Genomic DNA, 18,071 nt, shown 5'->3' with positions numbered 1-18,071 from the left:
TCCCCATGAAGCACTTCCTCCCCGCGCTGCTGTTGTCGCTTGGCGCGACGCCCGCACTCGCCGCCAATGTTCCCGGCGGCGGCATCAGCGCGGACAACCTCTCGCGTCATGTCCGCGTCCTCGCATCGGACGAGTTCGAAGGTCGCGCACCTGCGACGCAGGGCGAAACGAAGACGATTGCCTACGTCGTGGATGAACTCCGGAAGGCAGGCGTGCAGCCGGGAGGTGAGCGTGGTGGTTGGACCCAGGACGTGCCACTGGTACGCGCACGGGTGGACGGGGCGGTGGACGCGGGGTTGAGGATCGGTGGCGTCACGCAGACCCTCGTCAATGGCGACGATGTCGTCATGCAGAGCCTGAGTCCGGTCGAGCGCGTGCATGTTGTCGACGCGCCCCTGGTGTTCGTCGGCTACGGCGTGAGCGCGCCCGAGCGGAACTGGGATGACTACAAGGGCGCGGACCTGCGCGGGAAGGTCGCGGTGGTGCTGATCAACGATCCGGACTACGAGACGGCGCAGCCCGGTGCGTTCGACGGACCGGCGGTCACCTACTACGGACGCTGGACCTACAAGTACGAAGAGCTCGCGCGGCAGGGTGCCGTGGGCGTATTGATCGTCCATGAGACCGCGCCGGCGGCCTACGGCTGGAGCACGGTCCGTGCTTCGGGTCTTTCGCCGGTGTTCGACATTCCGCGTGCGGACGCGGCGCGGTACCACACGTTGTTCCGTGGCTGGATGCAGCGCGATCTTGCGGTGTCGCTGTTCCAGCGTGCGGGCCTGGATTTCTCCGCGGAGAAGCGGCGCGCGCAGACGGCCGGCTTCACGCCGGTGGCGCTGGGCGGGGCCACGCTGTCGGCCGACTTCAAGGTGGCGCGTGATCAGGTGATCACGCGCAACGTCATCGGCCGGCTGGAAGGCGCCGAGCGCCCCGACGAAACCGTGGTCTATTCGGCGCACTGGGACGCCTACGGCATCGGCGAGCCCGATGCCGACGGTGATGCGATCCGGCATGGTGCCGTCGACAATGCCACGGGGGTGGCGGCCGTGATCGAGCTGGCGCGCGTGTTCGCCGCCGGCCCGCGACCGCAGCGCAGCCTGCTGTTCATGGCGTTGACGGCGGAGGAAAAGGGCCTGCAAGGCGCGATGTTCTATGCGGCCAACCCGGTGGCGTCGCTGGAGAAGACCGCCGCCGTGCTCAATATCGAGATGCTCAGCCCCGACGGTCCGAACCGCGACATCGCCTCCTGGGGCAACGGGCGCGTTTCGCTGGAAGACGATCTGAAACGCGTGGCCGAAGCGCACGGGCGTATCTACTCGCCGGACCCGAACCTCGAAGCGGGCTTCTTCTACCGCGCCGACCACTTCGCGTTCGCCCGCGCGGGCGTGCCGGCGATCACGATCGGCGCCGGACTGGATCACGTGGATGGCGGTGTTTCCCGTGGCAAGGCGCTGCGCGATGCGTATTTCGCGAAGTGCTACCACCAGCCCTGCGATGCATGGACGTCGACCTGGAATGCAGTGGGGCAGGCGCAGGATGTCGAACTGCTGTACGCGATGGGGCGCGGGATCGCCGACAGCGAAGCGTGGCCCCACTGGCGGGAGGGTTCGGAGTTCAAGGCCACGCGCGAACGTTCGGAGACTGAACGCAAATAGCGGCGCCTGCGCACGTCGGGCGGAGCGGGTGGCGCGGTATGCTCCATGTCCTTTCCGCGCCGCCCGAGCATCAGATGGCCTCACTGCATGCGCTGGTCTACCAGAGCCAGGCCACGCGCCCGCTGGAGACCGCCGACCTCGATGCCCTGCTGCTCGATGCACGCGTCAACAACCAGTTGGCCAACGTCACCGGCACCCTGATCTACGGCGGGCAACGCTTCGTGCAGTACCTGGAAGGCGCCCGCGCCGATGTCGAGCATGTCTACGCACGGATCGCCCGCGCGCGGCAGCATCGCGAACTGGAGATCCTCGAGCAGGGCAGCCTTGATGCGCGTCGCCTGCAGCGCTGGCACATGGGGTTCGCGGAAGCGCCGCAGAGCCTGGTCCAGCAGCTCAGTCAGGCGCAATGGCAGCGCGACCTGCCGTGGCTGGAGGACGAGACTGCATCGTCTCCCGGCCTGAAACACCTGCTGTCCTTCTGGAACGACCACGTTGTCGTGATGCGGTGAGCTGCTGCTCTCAGGGCCAGCGGTTCGGCGCGCCACGCGTGCTGTCTTCGTCCATCGGCACCACGCAGAAGCGATGGCCGGTGGGCGCTTCCATCACCCACCAGCGGTTGCGCACGTGCTGCACGCGCTTGGCGCCGAGCGCTTCCAGTCGTGCGACTTCTGCGTCGATATCGTCGGTCTCGATGTCCAGGTGCACGCGGGCTTCGTGCTTTACCTTCTGCACTTCGATGTGCAGGCCACCGGGACCGGGTTCGAACTTGTCGTAGATGCCCAGGTCGCCATCATCGGGATGGGTGACTTCCAGTCCCAGCGCCGAGCTCCAGAATGCGGATGCGGCGGGCAGGTCGTCGACCTGGCTGTCGATGATGAAACCGGCGAGACGGCTGCGGTGTGCCATGGCGGATTTCCGGGTGGATGTGCGCGACATCCTGCCACCGTTCGCGGTCAGGTGTCGTCCGCGACCGGGGTGCCGAACTGCAGCAGGTAGCCGTTGTTGTCGTAGACGGCGAATTCGCGCATGCCGTAGGCGAACGTCTCGGGCGTGTAGCAGATGCGGGCATGGTCGCGCACGGCGTCCCACAGCGTGTCGACGTCGGCGACTTCCAGGTACAGCGAGCCGGTGAATCCCGGGACCGTATCGCCCTCGTGGTCGTTCATGCCGGACAGCATCAACTCGGCACCGTCGCGGCGCAGCGCCAGCCAGCCCTGCTCCAGCGCGCCGGACGCGAGTCCGAAGCCCAGCACGTCGCGGTAGAACGCGAGTGTGCCGGGCAGGTCCGGCGTGCGCAGCATCGGCATGAGCCGACGGAAGGTCACGCCGGCAGGGCCAGGTCGTCGATCAATGCCTTGAGGAAGCGTGCTGCCTCACCGCCGGTGCAGGCGCGGTGGTCGAACGTCACCGACAAGGGGATGACCTTGTGCGATTCGAAGCCACCCATCACCGGCGTGACCTGGTGGCGCGCGCGGCCGGCGGCGACGATGGCGACGCACGGCGGCACCACCACCGGGGTGGCATAGCGGCCGGCGAACATGCCGAAGTTGCTCAGCGAGATCGTGTAGCCAGTCAGTTCCGACGGCGGGATGCTGCGGTCTTCCACCTGCGCGCGCAGGCGGTTGATGCTCTCGCGCACGCCGCCGGCTTCCAGCAGGTCGGCGTTGCGCAGCGCCGGCACGAACAGGCCGTCGTCGGTGTCCACGGCAATGCCGATGTCGACGTGTGGATGCAGCGTGCGGGTGAGTTTCTCGCCGTCGAACCACGCATTCATCGCCGGCACCGTCTTGCAGGCACGCACGATGGCGCGGACGAGGCGGCCGGTCATGTCGTTGCCGGGTACCCACGCATGCACGTCGGCATCGTCGCTCAGCGTGGTCGGCACGACTTTGGCATGGGCATCGGCCATCACGCGTGCCATGTTCCGGCGCACGCCCTTGAGCTGCTCGGGCTGGCCGCTGACCGACACGCCGGGCGGCTGCGTGCGCATGGGCTTGCCGCTGGCCGACAGTGCGGTGCGCTGCACGGTAGGCGCCGCTGTAGGAGGGGCTTCAGCCCCGACCGCACGGTGGGAAAGCGTCGGGGCTGAAGCCCCTCCTACGGCGGCGGTGCCATCGGCGGCCGCCTGCTTCACATCCTGCATGGTGACCGCGCCATCGGCGCCGGTCGGGCGCACGCGCGCCAGGTCCACGCCGAGCTTCTTTGCCATCGCGCGCACGGCCGGCATCGCCTTGACCCCGCCGACGGCGATCGCCTGCTCGGTGTGCACGGCGTTGGACGATTGCATGGCACCGACCACGGTGCCGGCATCCGCTTCGACGGGAGCGGCGTCAGTCGCGACGGGCGATGGGTCGGCCGTGGCGTTCGCGACTGACGTCGCTCCCACGACAGCGGACGTGGGCGGGCCATGGTGGTGGCCGGTATCCTGGCCTTCCGCGCGCTGCGGCAGGCTGGCATCGGGCTCGAACACGGCCAGCATGCTGCCGGTGATGACGACATCGCCCGCCGCGCCGGCCAGCTTCATCACCTTGCCGGACACGGGCGAGGGAACCTCGACCACGGCCTTCGCCGTTTCCATCGACACCAGCGGTTCGTCCAGCCGGATCACGTCGCCTTCCTTGACGAACCATTCGACGATGGTGGCGTCCGGGAGGCCTTCGCCCAGGTCGGGAAGGTGGAAGGTCTTGCTCTCGCTCATGCGGATATCTCGTTGGAAGTCGTTTCGTTGATCGGTTGCAGATCGCGCGCCGGCACCCAGCCGCTGCGGCCGTCCGTGTGCGTGCACCACCACCAGTCGCCCAGTTCGTGCAGCAGGGCGACGGTGTCGCCGGCCCGCACGTCGAGTTCCTGCGCGGAATAGTCGTGCAATGCGACGGCGTGACCGTCGTCGCGCGGCTGCAGCCAGTCCACTGGCGCCCAGCCGGCATTGCCGTCGGCGGTGGTGGTCCAGGCGAAGGCCGGCCACTCGGTGTCGCGTGCGCCGAGCGCGACCACGTCGCCGCGCGCGAACCGGATCGGGTTCGCGTACTGCGTGCGGTAGTCGCGGACGGCGCGGGCGTGCATCAGCCGTTCGCCATCGCCCGCTTTGCCGCGGCGACGATCTTCTCGACGCTGGGCAGGTACTTCATTTCCAGGCGGAACAGCGGGATGTGGGTGTCGTAGCCGGTGACGCGCTCGACCGGGGCCAGCAGGTCGTACATCGACTGCTCGGCCAGGCGCGCGCCGATCTCCGCGCCGAAGCCGGCGGTGCGCGGCGCTTCGTGCACGATCACGCAGCGGCCGGTCTTGGCGACGGATTCGGCGATGGTGTCGAAGTCGAGCGGACGCAGCGTGGCGACGTCGATGACTTCCGCGCTGATGCCTTCGCCGGCGAGCTTGTCGGCGGCTTCCAGCGCTTCCTTCACCTGCGCGCCCCAGGTCACCAGGGTCACGTCGGTCCCGTCGCGCAGCACGAAGCACACGTCCAGCGGCAGCGCTTCACCGTCGTCGGCGACCACTTCCTTGTACTGGCGGTAGATGCGCTTCGGCTCCATGTAGATGACCGGGTCCGGATCGCGGATCGCGGCCAGCAGCAGGCCGTAGGCGCGCTGCGGCGAGGACGGCATCACCACGCGCAGGCCGGGCACGTTGGTGAAGATCGCCTCATTGGCTTCGCTGTGGTGCTCCGGCGCGCGGATGCCGCCGCCCCACGGTACGCGCAGCACCATCGGGCAGTGCAGGCGGCCGCGCGTACGGGTGCGCAGGCGGGCAGCGTGGCAGATCAGATGGTCGACCATCGGGTAGACGAAGCCATCGAACTGCGCTTCGGCGACCGGCTTCATGCCCTGCGCGGCCAGGCCGACGGTGAGGCCTGCGATGGTGGTTTCATCCAGCGGCGTGTCGAGCACGCGTTCGGGGCCGAATTTCTGCTGCAGGCCGGCGGTGGCGCGGAACACGCCGCCATTCACGCCCACGTCCTCGCCCAGCACCAGCACCGATTCGTCGTGCGCGATCTCCCAGGCCAGCGCCTGGGTGATCGCTTCGATGAGCGTGATCGCCGTCGGGGTCGCCGCGGCATCCGATTTCGCGACTGACGTCGCTCCCACAGTCTTGTTTTCAGGTTTCATCACGGTGCTCACGGGCGGTTCTCCGCGGCGATCGCGGCGGCACGTTGCTGCAGCAGTTCCGGCGGCGGATCGGCATACAGGTAGTCGAACATCGCCTCGACCGGCTGCACCGGCGTGTTGAGATAGGCGTTGACCTCTTCGTCCACGCGCACGCCGCATTCCTCCTTCCACGCGGCCTCGTCCGCTTCGCTCCAGACGCCCTGCGCGGTCAGCCACGTGCGCAGGCGGGTGATCGGCTCGCGCTCCCAGCCGGCCTTCACTTCGGCGTCGTCGCGGTAGCGGCGCGCGTCATCGGCGGTGGTGTGGTCGGACAGGCGGTAGGTGACGAACTCGATCACCGTGCCACCTTGTCCCTTGCGGGCGCGCTCGCTGGCGCGGCGCATGCCCTCGAGCACGGCGATCAGGTCGTTGCCGTCCACCTGCAGGCAGTGCAGGCCGCCGGCCAGGCCCTTCTGGGCAAGCGTCTGCGCGCCGGTCTGCGCGCTGCGCGGCACGGAGATCGCCCAGCCGTTGTTGATCACGCCCAGCACCAGCGGCAGTTCGTAAGCACCCGCAGAGTTCAGTGCGGCGTAGAAGTCGGTCTTCGACGAACCACCATCGCCGCAGGTGCTCACCGCGATATGCGGCTGCTTGCGCAGCTTGAACGACAGCGCCGCGCCGGCCGCATGCAGGCACTGGGTGGAGATGGGCACGCAGAAGGGGAAGTCGTTGCGTGCATCGCTGTCGCGATCGTAGTCGCTGCCGCGCTCGTCGCCTCCCCAGTACATCAGCACGTCGCGCGGCTTCACCCCGCGCATGAACATGGCGCCGTATTCGCGATAGCTCGGCGCATAGACGTCGCCGGTGCGCATCGACGCGCCGATGCCGACGTGGGTGGCCTCGTGGCCCAGACAGCTGGCGTACGTGCCCAGCTTGCCGGTGCGCTGCAGGGCGATGGCCTTGGTGTCGAAGGTACGCACGAACAGCATCTGCTTGAACAGCTCGCGCAGGCGGGCGATGTCGCGGCCGGCCTCGGGCAGGTCGTTGCGTACCAGGGTCCCGTCGGGACCCAGGTACTGGAGGTATTCGATTTCGAAGCTTGCGGCGATGGTCATCTGGACGGTGTTCTCGTCGGCCGGCGGAAATGGTTTCAAATGTAATTTTAGGAGCTGTGTGCCGGGCGGCTGTCGTGCAATGCAGCAAGACGGGGTTGAATGGCGCGCGCCTCTTCGAAGAAACCGGTGCGGAAACAGGGGCTTGCCCGACTGTCGTTCGGTGTCAGTCCGCCTGCGGTCGGCGTGGTTCGGACGTGATGCGCGTCGCGTGCTGCGCAAACGACAAGGGGCGCGGTTGCCCGCGCCCCTGTCGACCCCACGATGGCCGGAAAGTTCAGCGGATGCGCTGGACCAGGCGATCGTGATTGTTGCCGGGGTTCGGGTCCGTCGTCGTGCTGCTGACGGTGGCTTCGAACTCCAGTTCGGTGCCGCGCTTCGGCTTGCCGGGGACCACCAGGGCGAAGGCCAGCGTCTGCACGCCGCGCGGCATGGCGCCACGACGGGTGCAGTCGGCGGCAGCACCGTCGGTGGTGTCCGCCACGCGCGTGCAGCTCCAGCCGCTGGGGGCGGCCACGGCGGCGTAGCGGGCCTCCACGTTGCTGGTCAGGCGCACGGTGACCTGCTCGGCCGCATCCGGACCGGCGTTGCGCACCGGCACCAGCAGCGTGGCGATGGTGCCGCGACGCAGCGGCAGGGCGGCACCGAGCAGCTGCACCGACAGGTCGGCGCGGGTCTGCGGCAGTGCGGCCACGGCCACCGAGACGGCGGCGGTGTTGTCGCCGTTGGCGGGGTCAAGCACGGTCGAGTTGGCCGACACGCCCAGGCCCAGCGTGGTGGCTGCGGCGCTGGCCGGGACGATGGCGTCGATCGCGAACGTCGCTTCGCCACCGGCCGCCAGCGATGGCACGGTGCAGGCCACGCGGGTGGTGCCGGCGGTTACCTCGGCGGCTGCGCAGCTCCAGCCGGCCGGCAGCGTGGCCAGCGAAGGCGACAGTTCGGCCGAGAACACGAAGGCGAACGCTGCCGGCGATGCGGCACCCGGGCCGGCGTTGCGGACGGTGGCCGTGTAGCGCACGGTCTCTCCGACGTTGGCGGTGGCACGGTCGGCCGACACCGTGGCCGACAGGTCGGCGCGGGCGAAGGACGGCACGCGGATGCTCAGACGGACCGGATCGTGATCGGAGGAGCGCACCGCCAGTGTGGCATCACCGAAGTTGTCCACGCCGAAGTCGGCGTTGATGCGCGCATGGTCCACGCGCAGCGCGGCGTCCATCACCAGCGACTCGTTGACCAGCACGTGGTCCAGCGTCTGCGCATTGCCCTCGAACACGTACGAGTACCGGTGCGCGGGATCGGCGATCAGCTGCGAACCGTCCACCAGCGGCGTCGTCAGCGGGCTGGGCATCCAGGTCAGCACCTGGTCTTCCGGCGCGGCTTCGCCCTTGATGATGCCGAGCACGTCGACGTAGCCATCGTTGAACTCGCACGCGTTGAAGTCGCCGACCAGCACGATCTTCTCGTCCGGGTTCGCCTGCTGCATCTCCTGCACCAGCTGGGCCAGGTAGACCGCCTGGGCACCGCGCTTCACCCGCACGCGTTCGCCGCCGGTGGTCCAGCCGCCGCTGCCGGGAAGGGTGTCGTTGATGTCGTTGAGCGAACGCAGGTGGTTGACGATCACCGTCAGCGGGTAGCTCGACGTCGCGTCCTGGTGCACGCGGGCGCGCAGGCGCAGCGGCGGACGGTCGTTGAGCAGGCTGGTGGTGCCGTTCGGGTTGGCGATGGTGGTCTCCTTGCCGAACTGCGCCACGTCCAGCACTTCGACGCGGGCCATGCCGTCGGCGGTCACGCGCGAGCTGACCAGGAAGCCGACGTTGATGCCGCCCACGTCGTTGCCCGGCTGCAGGTACGGTACGTAGCCCGGGCGCGCGGCACAGGTTGCGTCGATGCGTTCGGACAGCAGCTGCAGCACGCGCAGGTTCTCCACTTCCACCGCGCCCAGGATGTCCGGGGCCTTCAGGTAGTCGCAGATCGCCAGCGCCGCCTTGGCCAGACGCTTGTCCAGCGCTTCCGGCGTCAGCGTCACCGCGCCGTTGCTGTCATTGACCTCGTCGAACAGGCGCAGCAGGTTGAAGCTGCCGACGGTGACTTCGTCGTAACTCGGATCGTTGACGGCCTCCGGCAGGAGGCCGCCGCTGACCGACGGCGGCGTGGCCACGTCGGGCAGCAGTGCCCAGGTGCCGGCGAAGTAGTCCAGCACGCCGAGCAGGCCGGCCACATCGGCGCCGGTGTCGACCGAGATCGGCTGCGCGCCGACCTGGCCGCGGCTGCGCACCATCAGGCGTTCCTGGTTGGTGTCGAAGCGCGGCGGGTTCTTGCCGGCGGGCAGGGTGATGGCATCCATCACGGCGATGCCGGGTTCACGGAACGGACGCGCCACGCCGGGCAGGGCGACGTGGAACACGCCGTCGCTGAAGGACAGCGCGTCGTTCTCGTCCAGGCTGCCGCCGGACGGGGCGATCACCACCGCCTGTGCCACGCTCACGCGCATGCCTTCCAGTCGCTCCAGCGTGCCGGGGAGGGCGTCGGGGCCCAGCTCGGCGGCGGTCAGTTCGATCGCGGCGGGCAGGGCCACGCCGGTTTCCAGCATTTCGACCGTCGGCGTGACGATCTCGGTGATCGCCAACTGGTGCGGATTGGAGGACGGAGTGAATTCCTCGACCGTGCCGGTTACGCGCACGCGGTTGCCGACCGCAGCGGTGGCCGGCGGCGCGCTGCTGGTGAAGACGAATACGGCATCCGAGGTGGCCGGGTCGCCGTCGTCGTTGGCGGCCTGCAGGAAGAAGCCGTTATTGAACTTGAGCGCGGTGACGATGCCTTCGGTCACCACGCGCTTGCCGTTGTGTGGCGACAGCAGGCCGTTGCCCTGGATCTGCGCGATGGTCAGAGCGACTGGCGGATCGGGCGGCTCGGGCGGCTCCGCACCGCTGTTGCGCGGGTTCGGCGCACCGACGGCGAAGTCGGCGCCATTGTTGTTGGTGTCGATGCTGCCGTCGCCGCCACGCAGCGCGGCAGTGGTGTTGCTGAGTGTGCCGGTGGGGGCGCTGCCTTCGAAGCAGTTGGCCGCGCTGCCGAAGCCGACGAAATCGGCCACGTTGGCATCGGCGGTCGGGCAGGCGCCGGTCAGCGCCGTGGTGCTGCGGCTCAGCGCTACCTTGCCGGCGGTGCCGCTCATCGCGATGGTGCCGACCGCATCCGGGGTGGGCAGGTCCACCGTGCCGCCGGCGCCCTGCGCCTGCTGGACCAGGTAGAAGCCGCCGGCCGGGATGCTGCCGCTGAGAGTGGTACGCCCGCTCCAGGTGGTGCCGGCGGAGGAGGTGTACTGCACGCTCCAGCCGGTCAGGTCGACGGCGGTCGGGCCGTTGTTGCGCAGTTCGATGAAATCGTTCTTCAGCGTCGCGCCGCTGTTGCCGCCGCCGCCATAGACCTGGCTGATGACTACCTGCGCCTGCACCGACGACGCGGCGAAGAGCAAGGCGAAAGACGCGAACACGGCCGCAAGGCGGCCCCGTGGCATTTCCATGTTACGGACTCTCCCTCAGTGGATGGACGCCGCCCCCTGTCGGAGGCGGTCCCGCCCCCGGCCGACGCAATGTAGCCCAAGCCTGTGGTACACGCATTGCATGGGCGTGACATAAGTGCCCGTTTTTGTTCGCCTTGCCGGGGCGCCCGACCACCATCGGTTACGCTGGCGCCCCTGCCGCCGCCCGGGTGGCGCCCCCGGTTGATCGACGGATGGCCTTAGAAAAGAACGAACGCCCGCTGGAAGCAGGCATCCACACCGACCTGTCGGGTCGCATGAGCTATGGCGGCTACCTGCAGCTGGATCGCCTGCTGTCCGCGCAGCACCCGGTGTCGGATCCGCCGCACCACGATGAGATGCTCTTCATCGTGCAGCATCAGGTTTCGGAGCTGTGGATGAAGCTGATGATCCACGAGCTGCGCGCGGCGATCGGGTTCCTCCAGCGCGACCAGGTCTGGCAGGCCCGCAAGGTGATGGCGCGCGCCAAGCAGGTGCTGCGCCAGCTGACCGAGCAGTGGTCGGTGCTGGAGACGCTGACGCCGTCCGAGTACATGGGCTTCCGCGATTTGCTGGGCCCGTCGTCGGGCTTCCAGTCGCTGCAGTACCGCACCATCGAATTCCTGCTGGGCAACAAGAATGCGGCGATGCTGAAGGTGTTCGCGCATGATCCGGAAGGTCATGCCGGGCTGGAGGCCGTGCTGGACGCGCCCAGCCTGTACGACGAATTCCTGATGTACCTCGCGCGCTGGGACCATGCGATCCCCGCGCAGCACCTGCAACGCGACTGGCGCCAGTCGCATGCCGCCGACGCCGCGCTGCTGCCGGTATTCGAAGCGATCTACGAGGACACCGACCGCTACTGGCGCGAGTATTCGCTGTGCGAGGACCTGGTGGACCTGGAAAGCCAGTTCCAGCTATGGCGCTTCCGCCACATGCGTACGGTGATGCGCATCATCGGCTTCAAGCGCGGCACGGGCGGCTCCAGCGGCGTGGGCTTCCTGCGCCAGGCGCTGGAGCTGACGTTCTTCCCGGAACTGTTCGACGTGCGGACCTCGATCGGCCCCGGCCGCTGAGGCCGGGATCGGCGCGATTTCCTCCGAAAACCCTTGGAAATCAGCGAATTGACTCGCTGAATAGGCCAAACGGCCGTTACACCACCGATGTTTCAGCGATTTGACGTGCGCCGGCCACGTCGGTAATCCTCGCCCGTCCCGTGTCCGTTGCACGGGAAACCGAAATCCTGAACCACTTTTTTTCTAGGGGGAGCCCGCATGAGCGGAGCCGTCGACACATCAACGCCGGAACGGATACCGGAATTCAAGCAAGTCCTGGGACATCCGCGTCCGCTGTGGATGCTGTTCATGTCCGAATTCTGGGAGCGCTTCGCGTTCTACGGCATCCGCTGGGCGATGGTGCTGTACATCGTGGCGCAGTTCCATGGTGGCGACGCCTCCGGTGAAAAGCCGGCCAGCGAGTTGTACGGTGCTTACCTGGCACTGGTCTACGCGGGCGCCATCTTCGGCGGCTACGTGGCCGACAAGCTGATCGGCTTCCAGCGCTCCATCCTGCTCGGCGCGGTCTTCATGTCGGCGGGCCTGTTCCTGCTGGCACTGCCGAGCGAGGCGATGTTCAAGCTGGGCCTGGCCACGATCATCGTGGGCAACGGCCTTTTCAAGCCGATCATCTCCACGATGGTGGGCAAGCTGTACGCCCAGGGCGATGCGCGTCGCGACTCCGGCTTCACCATCTTCTACATGGGCATCAACATCGGTGCGCTGCTGGCGCCGATCGTCACCCAGTACCTGGCGAAGAAGGTGTTCGGCATCGAGGACATGCCCGCGTACAAGGTGGTGTTCATCGCCGCCGGCGTCGGCATGCTGTTGAGCCTGGTGTGGTTCTGGTTCGGTCGCAGGCAGCTGGAAGGCATCGGTATGCCGGCGGAGCACCAGACCGGCCTGCGCAACGTCAGCCTCGTCGTCCTGTTTGGCGCGGTGGTCGGCATCCCGATGTTCTACGCGCTGCTGACCATCAATGCCAACCTGCTGCAGGCCATCCTGATGGCGCTGTTCGTGATCCCGGCGGTGATGCTGGTGGTCGAGGGCCTGCGCGAGGGCAAGGTGGCGCGCGACAAGGTTGTCGCGATGCTGGTGATCTTCGTGTTCAACGTGCTGTTCTGGATGTTCTTCGAGCAGGCGGGCAGTTCGTTCAACTTCCTGGCCGACCGCATCGTCGACCGCAACATCGGCATGGAAGGCTTCTTCCAGATGTTCGCGGGCACCAGCGATTTCCCGGTCTCCTGGTTCCAGTCGGTCAATTCGGTGGCGATCATCGCGCTGGCGCCGGTACTGGCCTGGCTGTGGGTGAAGATGGGCAAGAACAACCCCATCATCCCGCGCAAGTTCGGCCTGGGCCTGATCTTCAACGGCCTGGCGTTCCTGCTGCTGATGATGGCGCTGTCGGGGATGGTGGATGCCAACGGCAAGATCCCGTTCTGGACGCTCTTCATGGTCTACGTGATCCAGTCGGTTGGCGAGCTCTGCCTGTCGCCCATCGGTCTGTCGATGACGACCAAGCTGGCACCGTCACGCCTGGCCGGCATGGCGATGGGTTGCTGGTTCCTGTCCATCGCCATCGGCAACAACATGGCGGGCATCTTCGCCGGCAAGGTCAGCGGCGAAGGCGGCATGACCGTGCAGTCCGCGCACGCGGGGTACACGTTCGGTTTCTGGGCGCTGGTGGGTTCTGGCGTGCTGCTGTTCCTGATCGCGCCGCTTATCCAGAAGCTGATGCACGGCGTTAAGTGACTCCCCGGCACCCCGGCGCTCGCCGGGCGCCAACGAAAAACGGCGGCCATTGGCCGCCGTTTTTTCTTCCGGCAAGGAAAGGCCTCAGCCTTCGATGCGTCGGACGCCTTCCCCGGCCAGCTTGTCGATCAGCTGGTCCAGCATTGCGCGCTCTTCGTCGCTCAGCGGCTCCAGCATGCGCTGGTGGTACTCGATGACCATCGGCGCCACTTCGTCGTAGACCCGGAACCCTTCGTCGGTCAGCGCCAGCACCGAGCGGCGGCGGTCGTCGCCGTGGATCTCGCGCTGGATCAGGGCCCGCTCCAGCAGGCGGGCCACCGCCCGGCTGACCGCGACCTTGTCCATCGCGGTGCGCGTGGCCACCTCGCCCGCTGACAGGCCGGGGAAGCGCCCCAGCACCGCCATCACCCGCCATTCGGTGATCGCCAGGCCGAAGCGACGGTGGTATTCCCGGGAAATCGCGCTGCTGATCCGGTTCGACAGCACGCTCAACCGGTAGGAAAACAGGCGGTCGAGGTCGAAATCTGCGTGGACGACGGGGCTGGCTGGCTGGCTCATGTTGCGCTGCTACTTGTGGTTGGTTTCAGCTGAAACTATAAAATGGGGTCTGACCCGGCAAGCCTAGCGAGGCGCCCCATGAACGCACAACCCAACCTGGGTATCCAGCCCACGACGTTCGACAACCCGATGGGCATCGATGGCTTCGAGTTCGTCGAGTTCGCCGCACCGCAGGGCCAGGCCCACCACCTGCATGATTACTTCCGCAAGCTCGGCTTTGTCCAGGTCGCGCGCCACAAGACCCGCGCCATCAGCACCTACCGCCAGGGCGACTGCACCTTCCTGATCAACGAAGACCCGGATTCGTTCGCCGCGCGCTTCGCCGCCGAGCACGGACCCAGCGCCTGCGGCTTCGCGATCCGGGTCAGGAAGCTGGCCGAGTGGGCGCGCGTGCAGGCGCTGAAGAACGGGGCCGAATCGTTCGATGCTGCCGACGAACTCACCAAGGCGGTCGCCGCACCGGTCATCAAGGGCATCGGCGACTGCATGCTCTACATCGTCGACCGCTACGACGACAAGGGCACCATCCACGATCCGGACTACGAATACCTGCCCGGGGTGGACCTGCTGCCCAAGGGTTTCGGCCTGACCTTCATCGACCATCTGACCCACAACCTGTACCACGGCAACATGGCCAAGTGGGCGGACTACTATGAGCGGTTGTTCAACTTCCGCGAGATCCGCTACTTCGACATCAAGGGCGCCAAGACCGGCCTGTTGTCGAAGGCGATGACGGCGCCGGACGGCATGGTGCGCATCCCGTTGAACGAGTCCAGCGACCCGAAGTCGCAGATCAACGAGTACCTGGACGCCTACAAGGGCGAGGGCATCCAGCACATCGCCTGCTTCACCGACGATATCTACACGACCGTGGAAAAGATGCGCGAAGCCGGTGTGGCGTTTCTGGATACGCCCGAGACTTATTTCGAGGTGATCGACCAGCGCATCCCGGACCATGGCGAGGACGTCGCGCGGCTGGCGAAGAACGGCATCCTGATCGACGCCGACGTGGAGACCAAGCAGCGCAAGCTGCTGCAGATCTTCACCCAGAACGCGCTGGGCCCGATCTTCTTCGAGATCATCCAGCGCAAGGGCAACGAAGGCTTCGGCGAAGGCAACTTCCAGGCGCTGTTCGAGAGCATCGAGCGGGACCAGATGAAGCGCGGGGTGCTGTAAGGTTTCTTCGAGCCCCTCTCCCGTCGGGAGAGGGGTTGGGGAGAGGGTGCGGTGAGTCCGTATCCTGCGATAGACGGTATCTCGCCACACGCGGACAGGAGGTCCGGCCATGGTCAATCCCCCACTACCAACGCGGACGTTGGCGAACGCAAGACGGTTGCGCAGGGAGATGACGGATGCAGAGCGCAGGTTGTGGCAGCATCTCCGGACAGGCAGGCTGGAAGGCTACAAGTTCCGTCGGCAGCATTCGGTCCCTCCTTACATCGTCGATTTCTGTTGCGTAGAGATGGGCGTGGTGATCGAGCTGGACGGTTCGCAACATGGCGAGCCCGAGGATGCGGCGAGGACGCGCTATCTCGAAGGCCAGGGCTGGCGGTTAGCCAGGTTCTGGAACAACGACGTACTGAACCAGACTGAAGTCGTGGTCGAGGCGATCTGGAGACTCCTGTCGCGACCGACCCTCTCCCCAACCCCTCTCCCGGAGGGAGAGGGGCTCAAGCAGCGAGACCAGTGATGAGCCAGACGCACGACAACTACCAGCCCGGCTTCGGCAACCATTTCGCCACCGAGGCGATCCCCGGCACGTTGCCAGAGGGCCGCAACTCGCCGCAGCGCGTGGCGCATGGCCTGTATGCGGAGCAGTTGAGCGGCACGGCTTTCACTGCGCCGCGCGCGGAGAACCGGCGCAGCTGGCTGTATCGCATCCGCCCGGCGGCGATGCACGGTCCGTTCGCGCCGTATGCGCAGCACCACCTGCACAGCGATTTCAGTGCGGGGCCGGTGTCGCCGGACCAGATGCGCTGGTCGCCGCTGCCGCTGCCGGAGACGCCCACGGATTTCGTCGATGGCCTGTATACGATGGCCGGCAATGGGTCGCCGGAGGCCATGCATGGCGTGGGCATCCACCTGTACGCGGCCAACCGGTCGATGCAGGGACGCTATTTCTACGATGCGGACGGGGAGCTGCTGATCGTGCCCCAGCAGGGCCGCCTGCGCATCGCGACCGAGTTCGGCGTGATCGAGGTCGAGCCGCAGCAGGTCGCGGTGATCCCGCGCGGCGTGCGTTTCCTGGTCGAGTTGCAGGACGGCGAAGCGCGCGGCTATGTCTGCGAGAACTTCGGTGCGGCCCTGCGCTTGCCCGACCTGGGCCCGATCGGCTCCAACGGGCTGGCCAATCCGCGCGATTTCGAGACGCCGGTGGCGGCGTACGAAGATGTCGAGGGCGAGTTCGAGCTGATCGCCAAGTTTCAGGGCCATCTGTGGCGCGCCGGCATCGGCCACTCGCCGCTGGACGTGGTGGGCTGGCATGGCAACTACGCGCCGTACCGCTACGACCTGCGCCGCTTCAACACGATCGGTTCGATCAGCTACGACCACCCGGATCCGTCGATCTTCCTCGTGCTGACCTCGCCCAGCGACACGCCGGGCGTGGGCAACATGGATTTCGTGATCTTCCCGCCGCGCTGGCTGGTGGCGCAGGACACGTTCCGCCCGCCGTGGTTCCACCGCAATATCGCCAGCGAGTTCATGGGGCTGATCCATGGCGTCTACGACGCCAAGGCCGAAGGCTTCGCGCCGGGCGGCGCGTCGCTGCACAACTGCATGACGGGCCACGGGCCGGATGCGGCCACGTTCGAGAAAGCGTCGAACGCGGACCTGTCGAAGCCGGATGTCATCACCGGCACGATGGCTTTCATGTTCGAGACGCGTGCCGTGATCCGGCCGACGCGGCAGGCGATCGAAGCACCCCATCGGCAGCGCGACTACCAGGCGTGCTGGGCCGGCCTGCGCAGGCATTTCGTCCCGTAGGGAGGGGCCGCGCGCTCAGGACAGCGCGGCTTCGTCCTGGGCAGTGAGCAGTGCCTGCAGGCGGGGCAGGTCTTCGCTGGGCAGTGCTTCGACCAGTCGTTCGCGGATGCGCTGGGACAGCGTGGTGGCCACCCGGCCCTCGAGGAACCCCAGTGCGCTGGCAAGTGCCTCGAGCATGGCATCGTCGTCCAGGCGCGACTGCAGGCGTTCGCGATGACGGCGTGCATCGTCGTCGCGCTGCAGCTCCAGCATGCCGGACAGGTAGACCTTGGCCGCGACCAACGATCGTCGCGGACCGGCCGGCGCGTTGGTGATAGGCACGCGGGTCGTACTGGCCACGCGCAATGGTGTCGTCGGCGTGTCCCCGGCGGTGAGGTAGCCCGCCTGCACGAGGCGCTGTACCAGCAGCGGCGCATCCTGGCCCAGCAGGCGCACGAGTTCGCCCAGGTCGCGCTGTCCATCGCAGAGGATCAGCGTACGTCGCTCGCGCATGCCGAGCGTGCCCGTGTGGGCCTGCAACGTCTGGCGGGCGAGGTCGGTCTTGGACGGGCGCATGGCGAGCGGAGGGGGAACCCGCGCGCAGGCTAGCCGCGTGCGATGAAGTGCCGATGACAGCCGCGTGTTCGCGGTGACTTAACGCGATGACGCTAGTCTGCAGGTGTGCGCACTGGAGAGAGCCGATGAAGTCGATGTTGCCGATCGTGATGGTGGTCACCCTGTTGTCCGCGTGCCAGCGCCAGGAGGCGCCGATGGCAGAGGCGGAACCGACCACGACGGCGACCAGCACGCCGATGGCCGATGCGCCGGCACCTGCTCCCGCCGTGGACGACACGGCGGCACCGGCCGGTCCGGTCAGCCAGGCCAGCTTCCTCGGCTATGGCGACATGAAGCTCGGCAGCACGGTCGATGAAGCACGCACCGCGTGGGGCGGCGAGCTCAACGGCGCACCGATGGAGGGCACGACCTGCCACTACTTGTGGCCGAAGTGGATCACGCGGCCCGCCGACTTCGCCTTCATGATGGAAGAAGGCAAATTCGTGCGATACGACGTTGGCACCGACAAGGAAACTGCGCCCGGTGGTGGCAAGGTCGGCATGGGCGTCGACGAGCTGCAGAAGCTGTACGGTGGTGCGCTGAAGGCGTCACCGCACAAGTACACGCAAGGCGGCCAGTACCTGGCGATGGACGCCGGTGACGTGGCGCCGACCCGGCTGGTGTTCGAGGCGGATGCCGCGGGCAAGGTCACCGCCTGGCGCGTGGGCCTGTCGCCGCAGGTCGATTACGTGGAAGGCTGCTCCTGAGTCAGCGCGTCCACCGGCGGCAGGCCGTCGCTGGCCCTGCCGTCGCGCGCA

17 protein-coding genes are annotated in these 18,071 nt (G+C 67.4%); 8 read left to right on the top strand and 9 right to left on the bottom strand.

What is annotated here, in order from left to right:
* Positions 1 to 5 precede the first annotated feature (5 nt).
* Together AC3DET_RS05845 and AC3DET_RS05840 are read left to right on the top strand one after the other, a co-directional pair.
* Positions 6 to 1,652 carry a M28 family metallopeptidase gene (locus tag AC3DET_RS05845; protein ID WP_488390992.1) on the top strand — a complete coding sequence of 549 codons (1,647 nt, stop codon included), beginning with the start codon at positions 6 to 8 and terminating at the stop codon, positions 1,650 to 1,652.
* Positions 1,653 to 1,726: 74 nt separating this feature from the next.
* Positions 1,727 to 2,161: a BLUF domain-containing protein gene (locus tag AC3DET_RS05840; RefSeq protein WP_337730665.1), complete on the top strand. Its 435-nt coding sequence runs from the start codon at positions 1,727 to 1,729 to the stop codon at positions 2,159 to 2,161.
* A 10-nt stretch (positions 2,162 to 2,171) separates the two neighbouring features.
* On the opposite strand, the gene AC3DET_RS05835 is transcribed toward AC3DET_RS05840, so the two are convergent.
* The 7 genes from AC3DET_RS05835 to AC3DET_RS05805 form a co-directional block, all read right to left on the bottom strand.
* Positions 2,172 to 2,558, bottom strand: a complete 387-nt coding sequence (locus tag AC3DET_RS05835; protein ID WP_337730664.1) for a VOC family protein — start codon at positions 2,556 to 2,558, stop codon at positions 2,172 to 2,174.
* A gap of 47 nt (positions 2,559 to 2,605) precedes the next feature.
* Positions 2,606 to 2,953: a VOC family protein gene (locus AC3DET_RS05830; RefSeq protein ID WP_488390991.1), complete on the bottom strand. Its 348-nt coding sequence runs from the start codon at positions 2,951 to 2,953 to the stop codon at positions 2,606 to 2,608.
* Positions 2,954 to 2,973: 20 nt separating this feature from the next.
* Positions 2,974 to 4,350 carry a dihydrolipoamide acetyltransferase family protein gene (locus AC3DET_RS05825; RefSeq protein WP_337730662.1) on the bottom strand — a complete coding sequence of 459 codons (1,377 nt, stop codon included), beginning with the start codon at positions 4,348 to 4,350 and terminating at the stop codon, positions 2,974 to 2,976.
* Positions 4,347 to 4,715 carry an SH3 domain-containing protein gene (locus AC3DET_RS05820; protein ID WP_142123355.1) on the bottom strand — a complete coding sequence of 123 codons (369 nt, stop codon included), beginning with the start codon at positions 4,713 to 4,715 and terminating at the stop codon, positions 4,347 to 4,349. The genes AC3DET_RS05825 and AC3DET_RS05820 overlap by 4 nt, the downstream gene beginning before the upstream one ends.
* A complete protein-coding gene (locus AC3DET_RS05815) occupies positions 4,715 to 5,758 on the bottom strand; it encodes an alpha-ketoacid dehydrogenase subunit beta (protein WP_488390990.1) in 1,044 nt (347 codons plus the stop codon). Before AC3DET_RS05815 ends, AC3DET_RS05820 begins: the two co-directional genes overlap by 1 nt.
* An 8-nt stretch (positions 5,759 to 5,766) precedes the next feature.
* Entirely contained in the window at positions 5,767 to 6,852 is a 1,086-nt protein-coding gene (pdhA, locus tag AC3DET_RS05810; protein WP_192200142.1) for a pyruvate dehydrogenase (acetyl-transferring) E1 component subunit alpha, read from the bottom strand.
* A 274-nt stretch (positions 6,853 to 7,126) separates the two neighbouring features.
* A complete protein-coding gene (locus AC3DET_RS05805) occupies positions 7,127 to 10,372 on the bottom strand; it encodes a lamin tail domain-containing protein (protein ID WP_488390989.1) in 3,246 nt (1,081 codons plus the stop codon).
* Positions 10,373 to 10,584: 212 nt separating this feature from the next.
* Between AC3DET_RS05805 and AC3DET_RS05800 the strand changes: the two genes are divergently transcribed.
* The gene (locus AC3DET_RS05800) at positions 10,585 to 11,445 is read left to right on the top strand and encodes a tryptophan 2,3-dioxygenase (RefSeq protein ID WP_488390988.1); all 861 of its coding nucleotides are present in this window, start codon (positions 10,585 to 10,587) and stop codon (positions 11,443 to 11,445) included.
* Between the two features lie 198 nt (positions 11,446 to 11,643).
* On the top strand, positions 11,644 to 13,176 hold the full coding sequence (locus tag AC3DET_RS05795) for a peptide MFS transporter (RefSeq protein ID WP_488390987.1): 1,533 nt from the start codon (positions 11,644 to 11,646) through the stop codon (positions 13,174 to 13,176).
* Positions 13,177 to 13,260: 84 nt separating this feature from the next.
* Here the strand turns inward: AC3DET_RS05795 and AC3DET_RS05790 are convergent, their stop codons facing one another.
* Positions 13,261 to 13,734 (bottom strand): MarR family winged helix-turn-helix transcriptional regulator, encoded by a 474-nt coding sequence (locus tag AC3DET_RS05790; protein WP_192200146.1) that lies wholly within the window; start codon positions 13,732 to 13,734, stop codon positions 13,261 to 13,263.
* A gap of 42 nt (positions 13,735 to 13,776) precedes the next feature.
* Here AC3DET_RS05790 and hppD point away from each other — a divergent pair, with 42 nt between their 5' ends.
* The 3 genes from hppD (at position 13,777) to hmgA (ending at position 16,719) form a co-directional block, all read left to right on the top strand.
* Positions 13,777 to 14,910, top strand: coding sequence for a 4-hydroxyphenylpyruvate dioxygenase (gene hppD, locus AC3DET_RS05785; RefSeq protein WP_488390986.1), 1,134 nt, complete (start codon positions 13,777 to 13,779; stop codon positions 14,908 to 14,910).
* Positions 14,911 to 15,019: 109 nt separating this feature from the next.
* Positions 15,020 to 15,424 (top strand): endonuclease domain-containing protein, encoded by a 405-nt coding sequence (locus tag AC3DET_RS05780; protein ID WP_488390985.1) that lies wholly within the window; start codon positions 15,020 to 15,022, stop codon positions 15,422 to 15,424.
* The gene (gene hmgA, locus AC3DET_RS05775) at positions 15,424 to 16,719 is read left to right on the top strand and encodes a homogentisate 1,2-dioxygenase (protein ID WP_488390984.1); all 1,296 of its coding nucleotides are present in this window, start codon (positions 15,424 to 15,426) and stop codon (positions 16,717 to 16,719) included. Before AC3DET_RS05780 ends, hmgA begins: the two co-directional genes overlap by 1 nt.
* A 15-nt stretch (positions 16,720 to 16,734) precedes the next feature.
* On the opposite strand, the gene AC3DET_RS05770 is transcribed toward hmgA, so the two are convergent.
* On the bottom strand, positions 16,735 to 17,274 hold the full coding sequence (locus AC3DET_RS05770) for a hypothetical protein (RefSeq protein WP_488390983.1): 540 nt from the start codon (positions 17,272 to 17,274) through the stop codon (positions 16,735 to 16,737).
* Positions 17,275 to 17,399: 125 nt separating this feature from the next.
* Between AC3DET_RS05770 and AC3DET_RS05765 the strand changes: the two genes are divergently transcribed.
* On the top strand, positions 17,400 to 18,020 hold the full coding sequence (locus AC3DET_RS05765; RefSeq protein ID WP_337730652.1) for a lectin: 621 nt from the start codon (positions 17,400 to 17,402) through the stop codon (positions 18,018 to 18,020).
* Positions 18,021 to 18,071: the final 51 nt, after the last annotated feature.

Source organism: Pseudoxanthomonas sp. 97-1-1, assembly GCF_057773125.1.
This window is presented reverse-complemented; position numbering and strand designations above follow the sequence as displayed.

What these genes read in the sequence shown, in the direction of transcription:
- AC3DET_RS05845 (WP_488390992.1), top strand. Translation starts at nt 6, where the DNA reads ATGAAGCACTTCCTCCCCGCGCTGCTGTTGTCGCTTGGCGCGACGCCC.
- AC3DET_RS05840 (WP_337730665.1), top strand. Translation starts at nt 1,727, where the DNA reads ATGGCCTCACTGCATGCGCTGGTCTACCAGAGCCAGGCCACGCGCCCG.
- AC3DET_RS05835 (WP_337730664.1), bottom strand. Translation starts at nt 2,558, where the DNA reads ATGGCACACCGCAGCCGTCTCGCCGGTTTCATCATCGACAGCCAGGTC.
- AC3DET_RS05830 (WP_488390991.1), bottom strand. Translation starts at nt 2,953, where the DNA reads ATGCTGCGCACGCCGGACCTGCCCGGCACACTCGCGTTCTACCGCGAC.
- AC3DET_RS05825 (WP_337730662.1), bottom strand. Translation starts at nt 4,350, where the DNA reads ATGAGCGAGAGCAAGACCTTCCACCTTCCCGACCTGGGCGAAGGCCTC.
- AC3DET_RS05820 (WP_142123355.1), bottom strand. Translation starts at nt 4,715, where the DNA reads ATGCACGCCCGCGCCGTCCGCGACTACCGCACGCAGTACGCGAACCCG.
- AC3DET_RS05815 (WP_488390990.1), bottom strand. Translation starts at nt 5,758, where the DNA reads ATGAAACCTGAAAACAAGACTGTGGGAGCGACGTCAGTCGCGAAATCG.
- pdhA (WP_192200142.1), bottom strand. Translation starts at nt 6,852, where the DNA reads ATGACCATCGCCGCAAGCTTCGAAATCGAATACCTCCAGTACCTGGGT.
- AC3DET_RS05805 (WP_488390989.1), bottom strand. Translation starts at nt 10,372, where the DNA reads ATGGAAATGCCACGGGGCCGCCTTGCGGCCGTGTTCGCGTCTTTCGCC.
- AC3DET_RS05800 (WP_488390988.1), top strand. Translation starts at nt 10,585, where the DNA reads ATGGCCTTAGAAAAGAACGAACGCCCGCTGGAAGCAGGCATCCACACC.
- AC3DET_RS05795 (WP_488390987.1), top strand. Translation starts at nt 11,644, where the DNA reads ATGAGCGGAGCCGTCGACACATCAACGCCGGAACGGATACCGGAATTC.
- AC3DET_RS05790 (WP_192200146.1), bottom strand. Translation starts at nt 13,734, where the DNA reads ATGAGCCAGCCAGCCAGCCCCGTCGTCCACGCAGATTTCGACCTCGAC.
- hppD (WP_488390986.1), top strand. Translation starts at nt 13,777, where the DNA reads ATGGGGTCTGACCCGGCAAGCCTAGCGAGGCGCCCCATGAACGCACAA.
- AC3DET_RS05780 (WP_488390985.1), top strand. Translation starts at nt 15,020, where the DNA reads ATGGTCAATCCCCCACTACCAACGCGGACGTTGGCGAACGCAAGACGG.
- hmgA (WP_488390984.1), top strand. Translation starts at nt 15,424, where the DNA reads ATGAGCCAGACGCACGACAACTACCAGCCCGGCTTCGGCAACCATTTC.
- AC3DET_RS05770 (WP_488390983.1), bottom strand. Translation starts at nt 17,274, where the DNA reads ATGCGCCCGTCCAAGACCGACCTCGCCCGCCAGACGTTGCAGGCCCAC.
- AC3DET_RS05765 (WP_337730652.1), top strand. Translation starts at nt 17,400, where the DNA reads ATGAAGTCGATGTTGCCGATCGTGATGGTGGTCACCCTGTTGTCCGCG.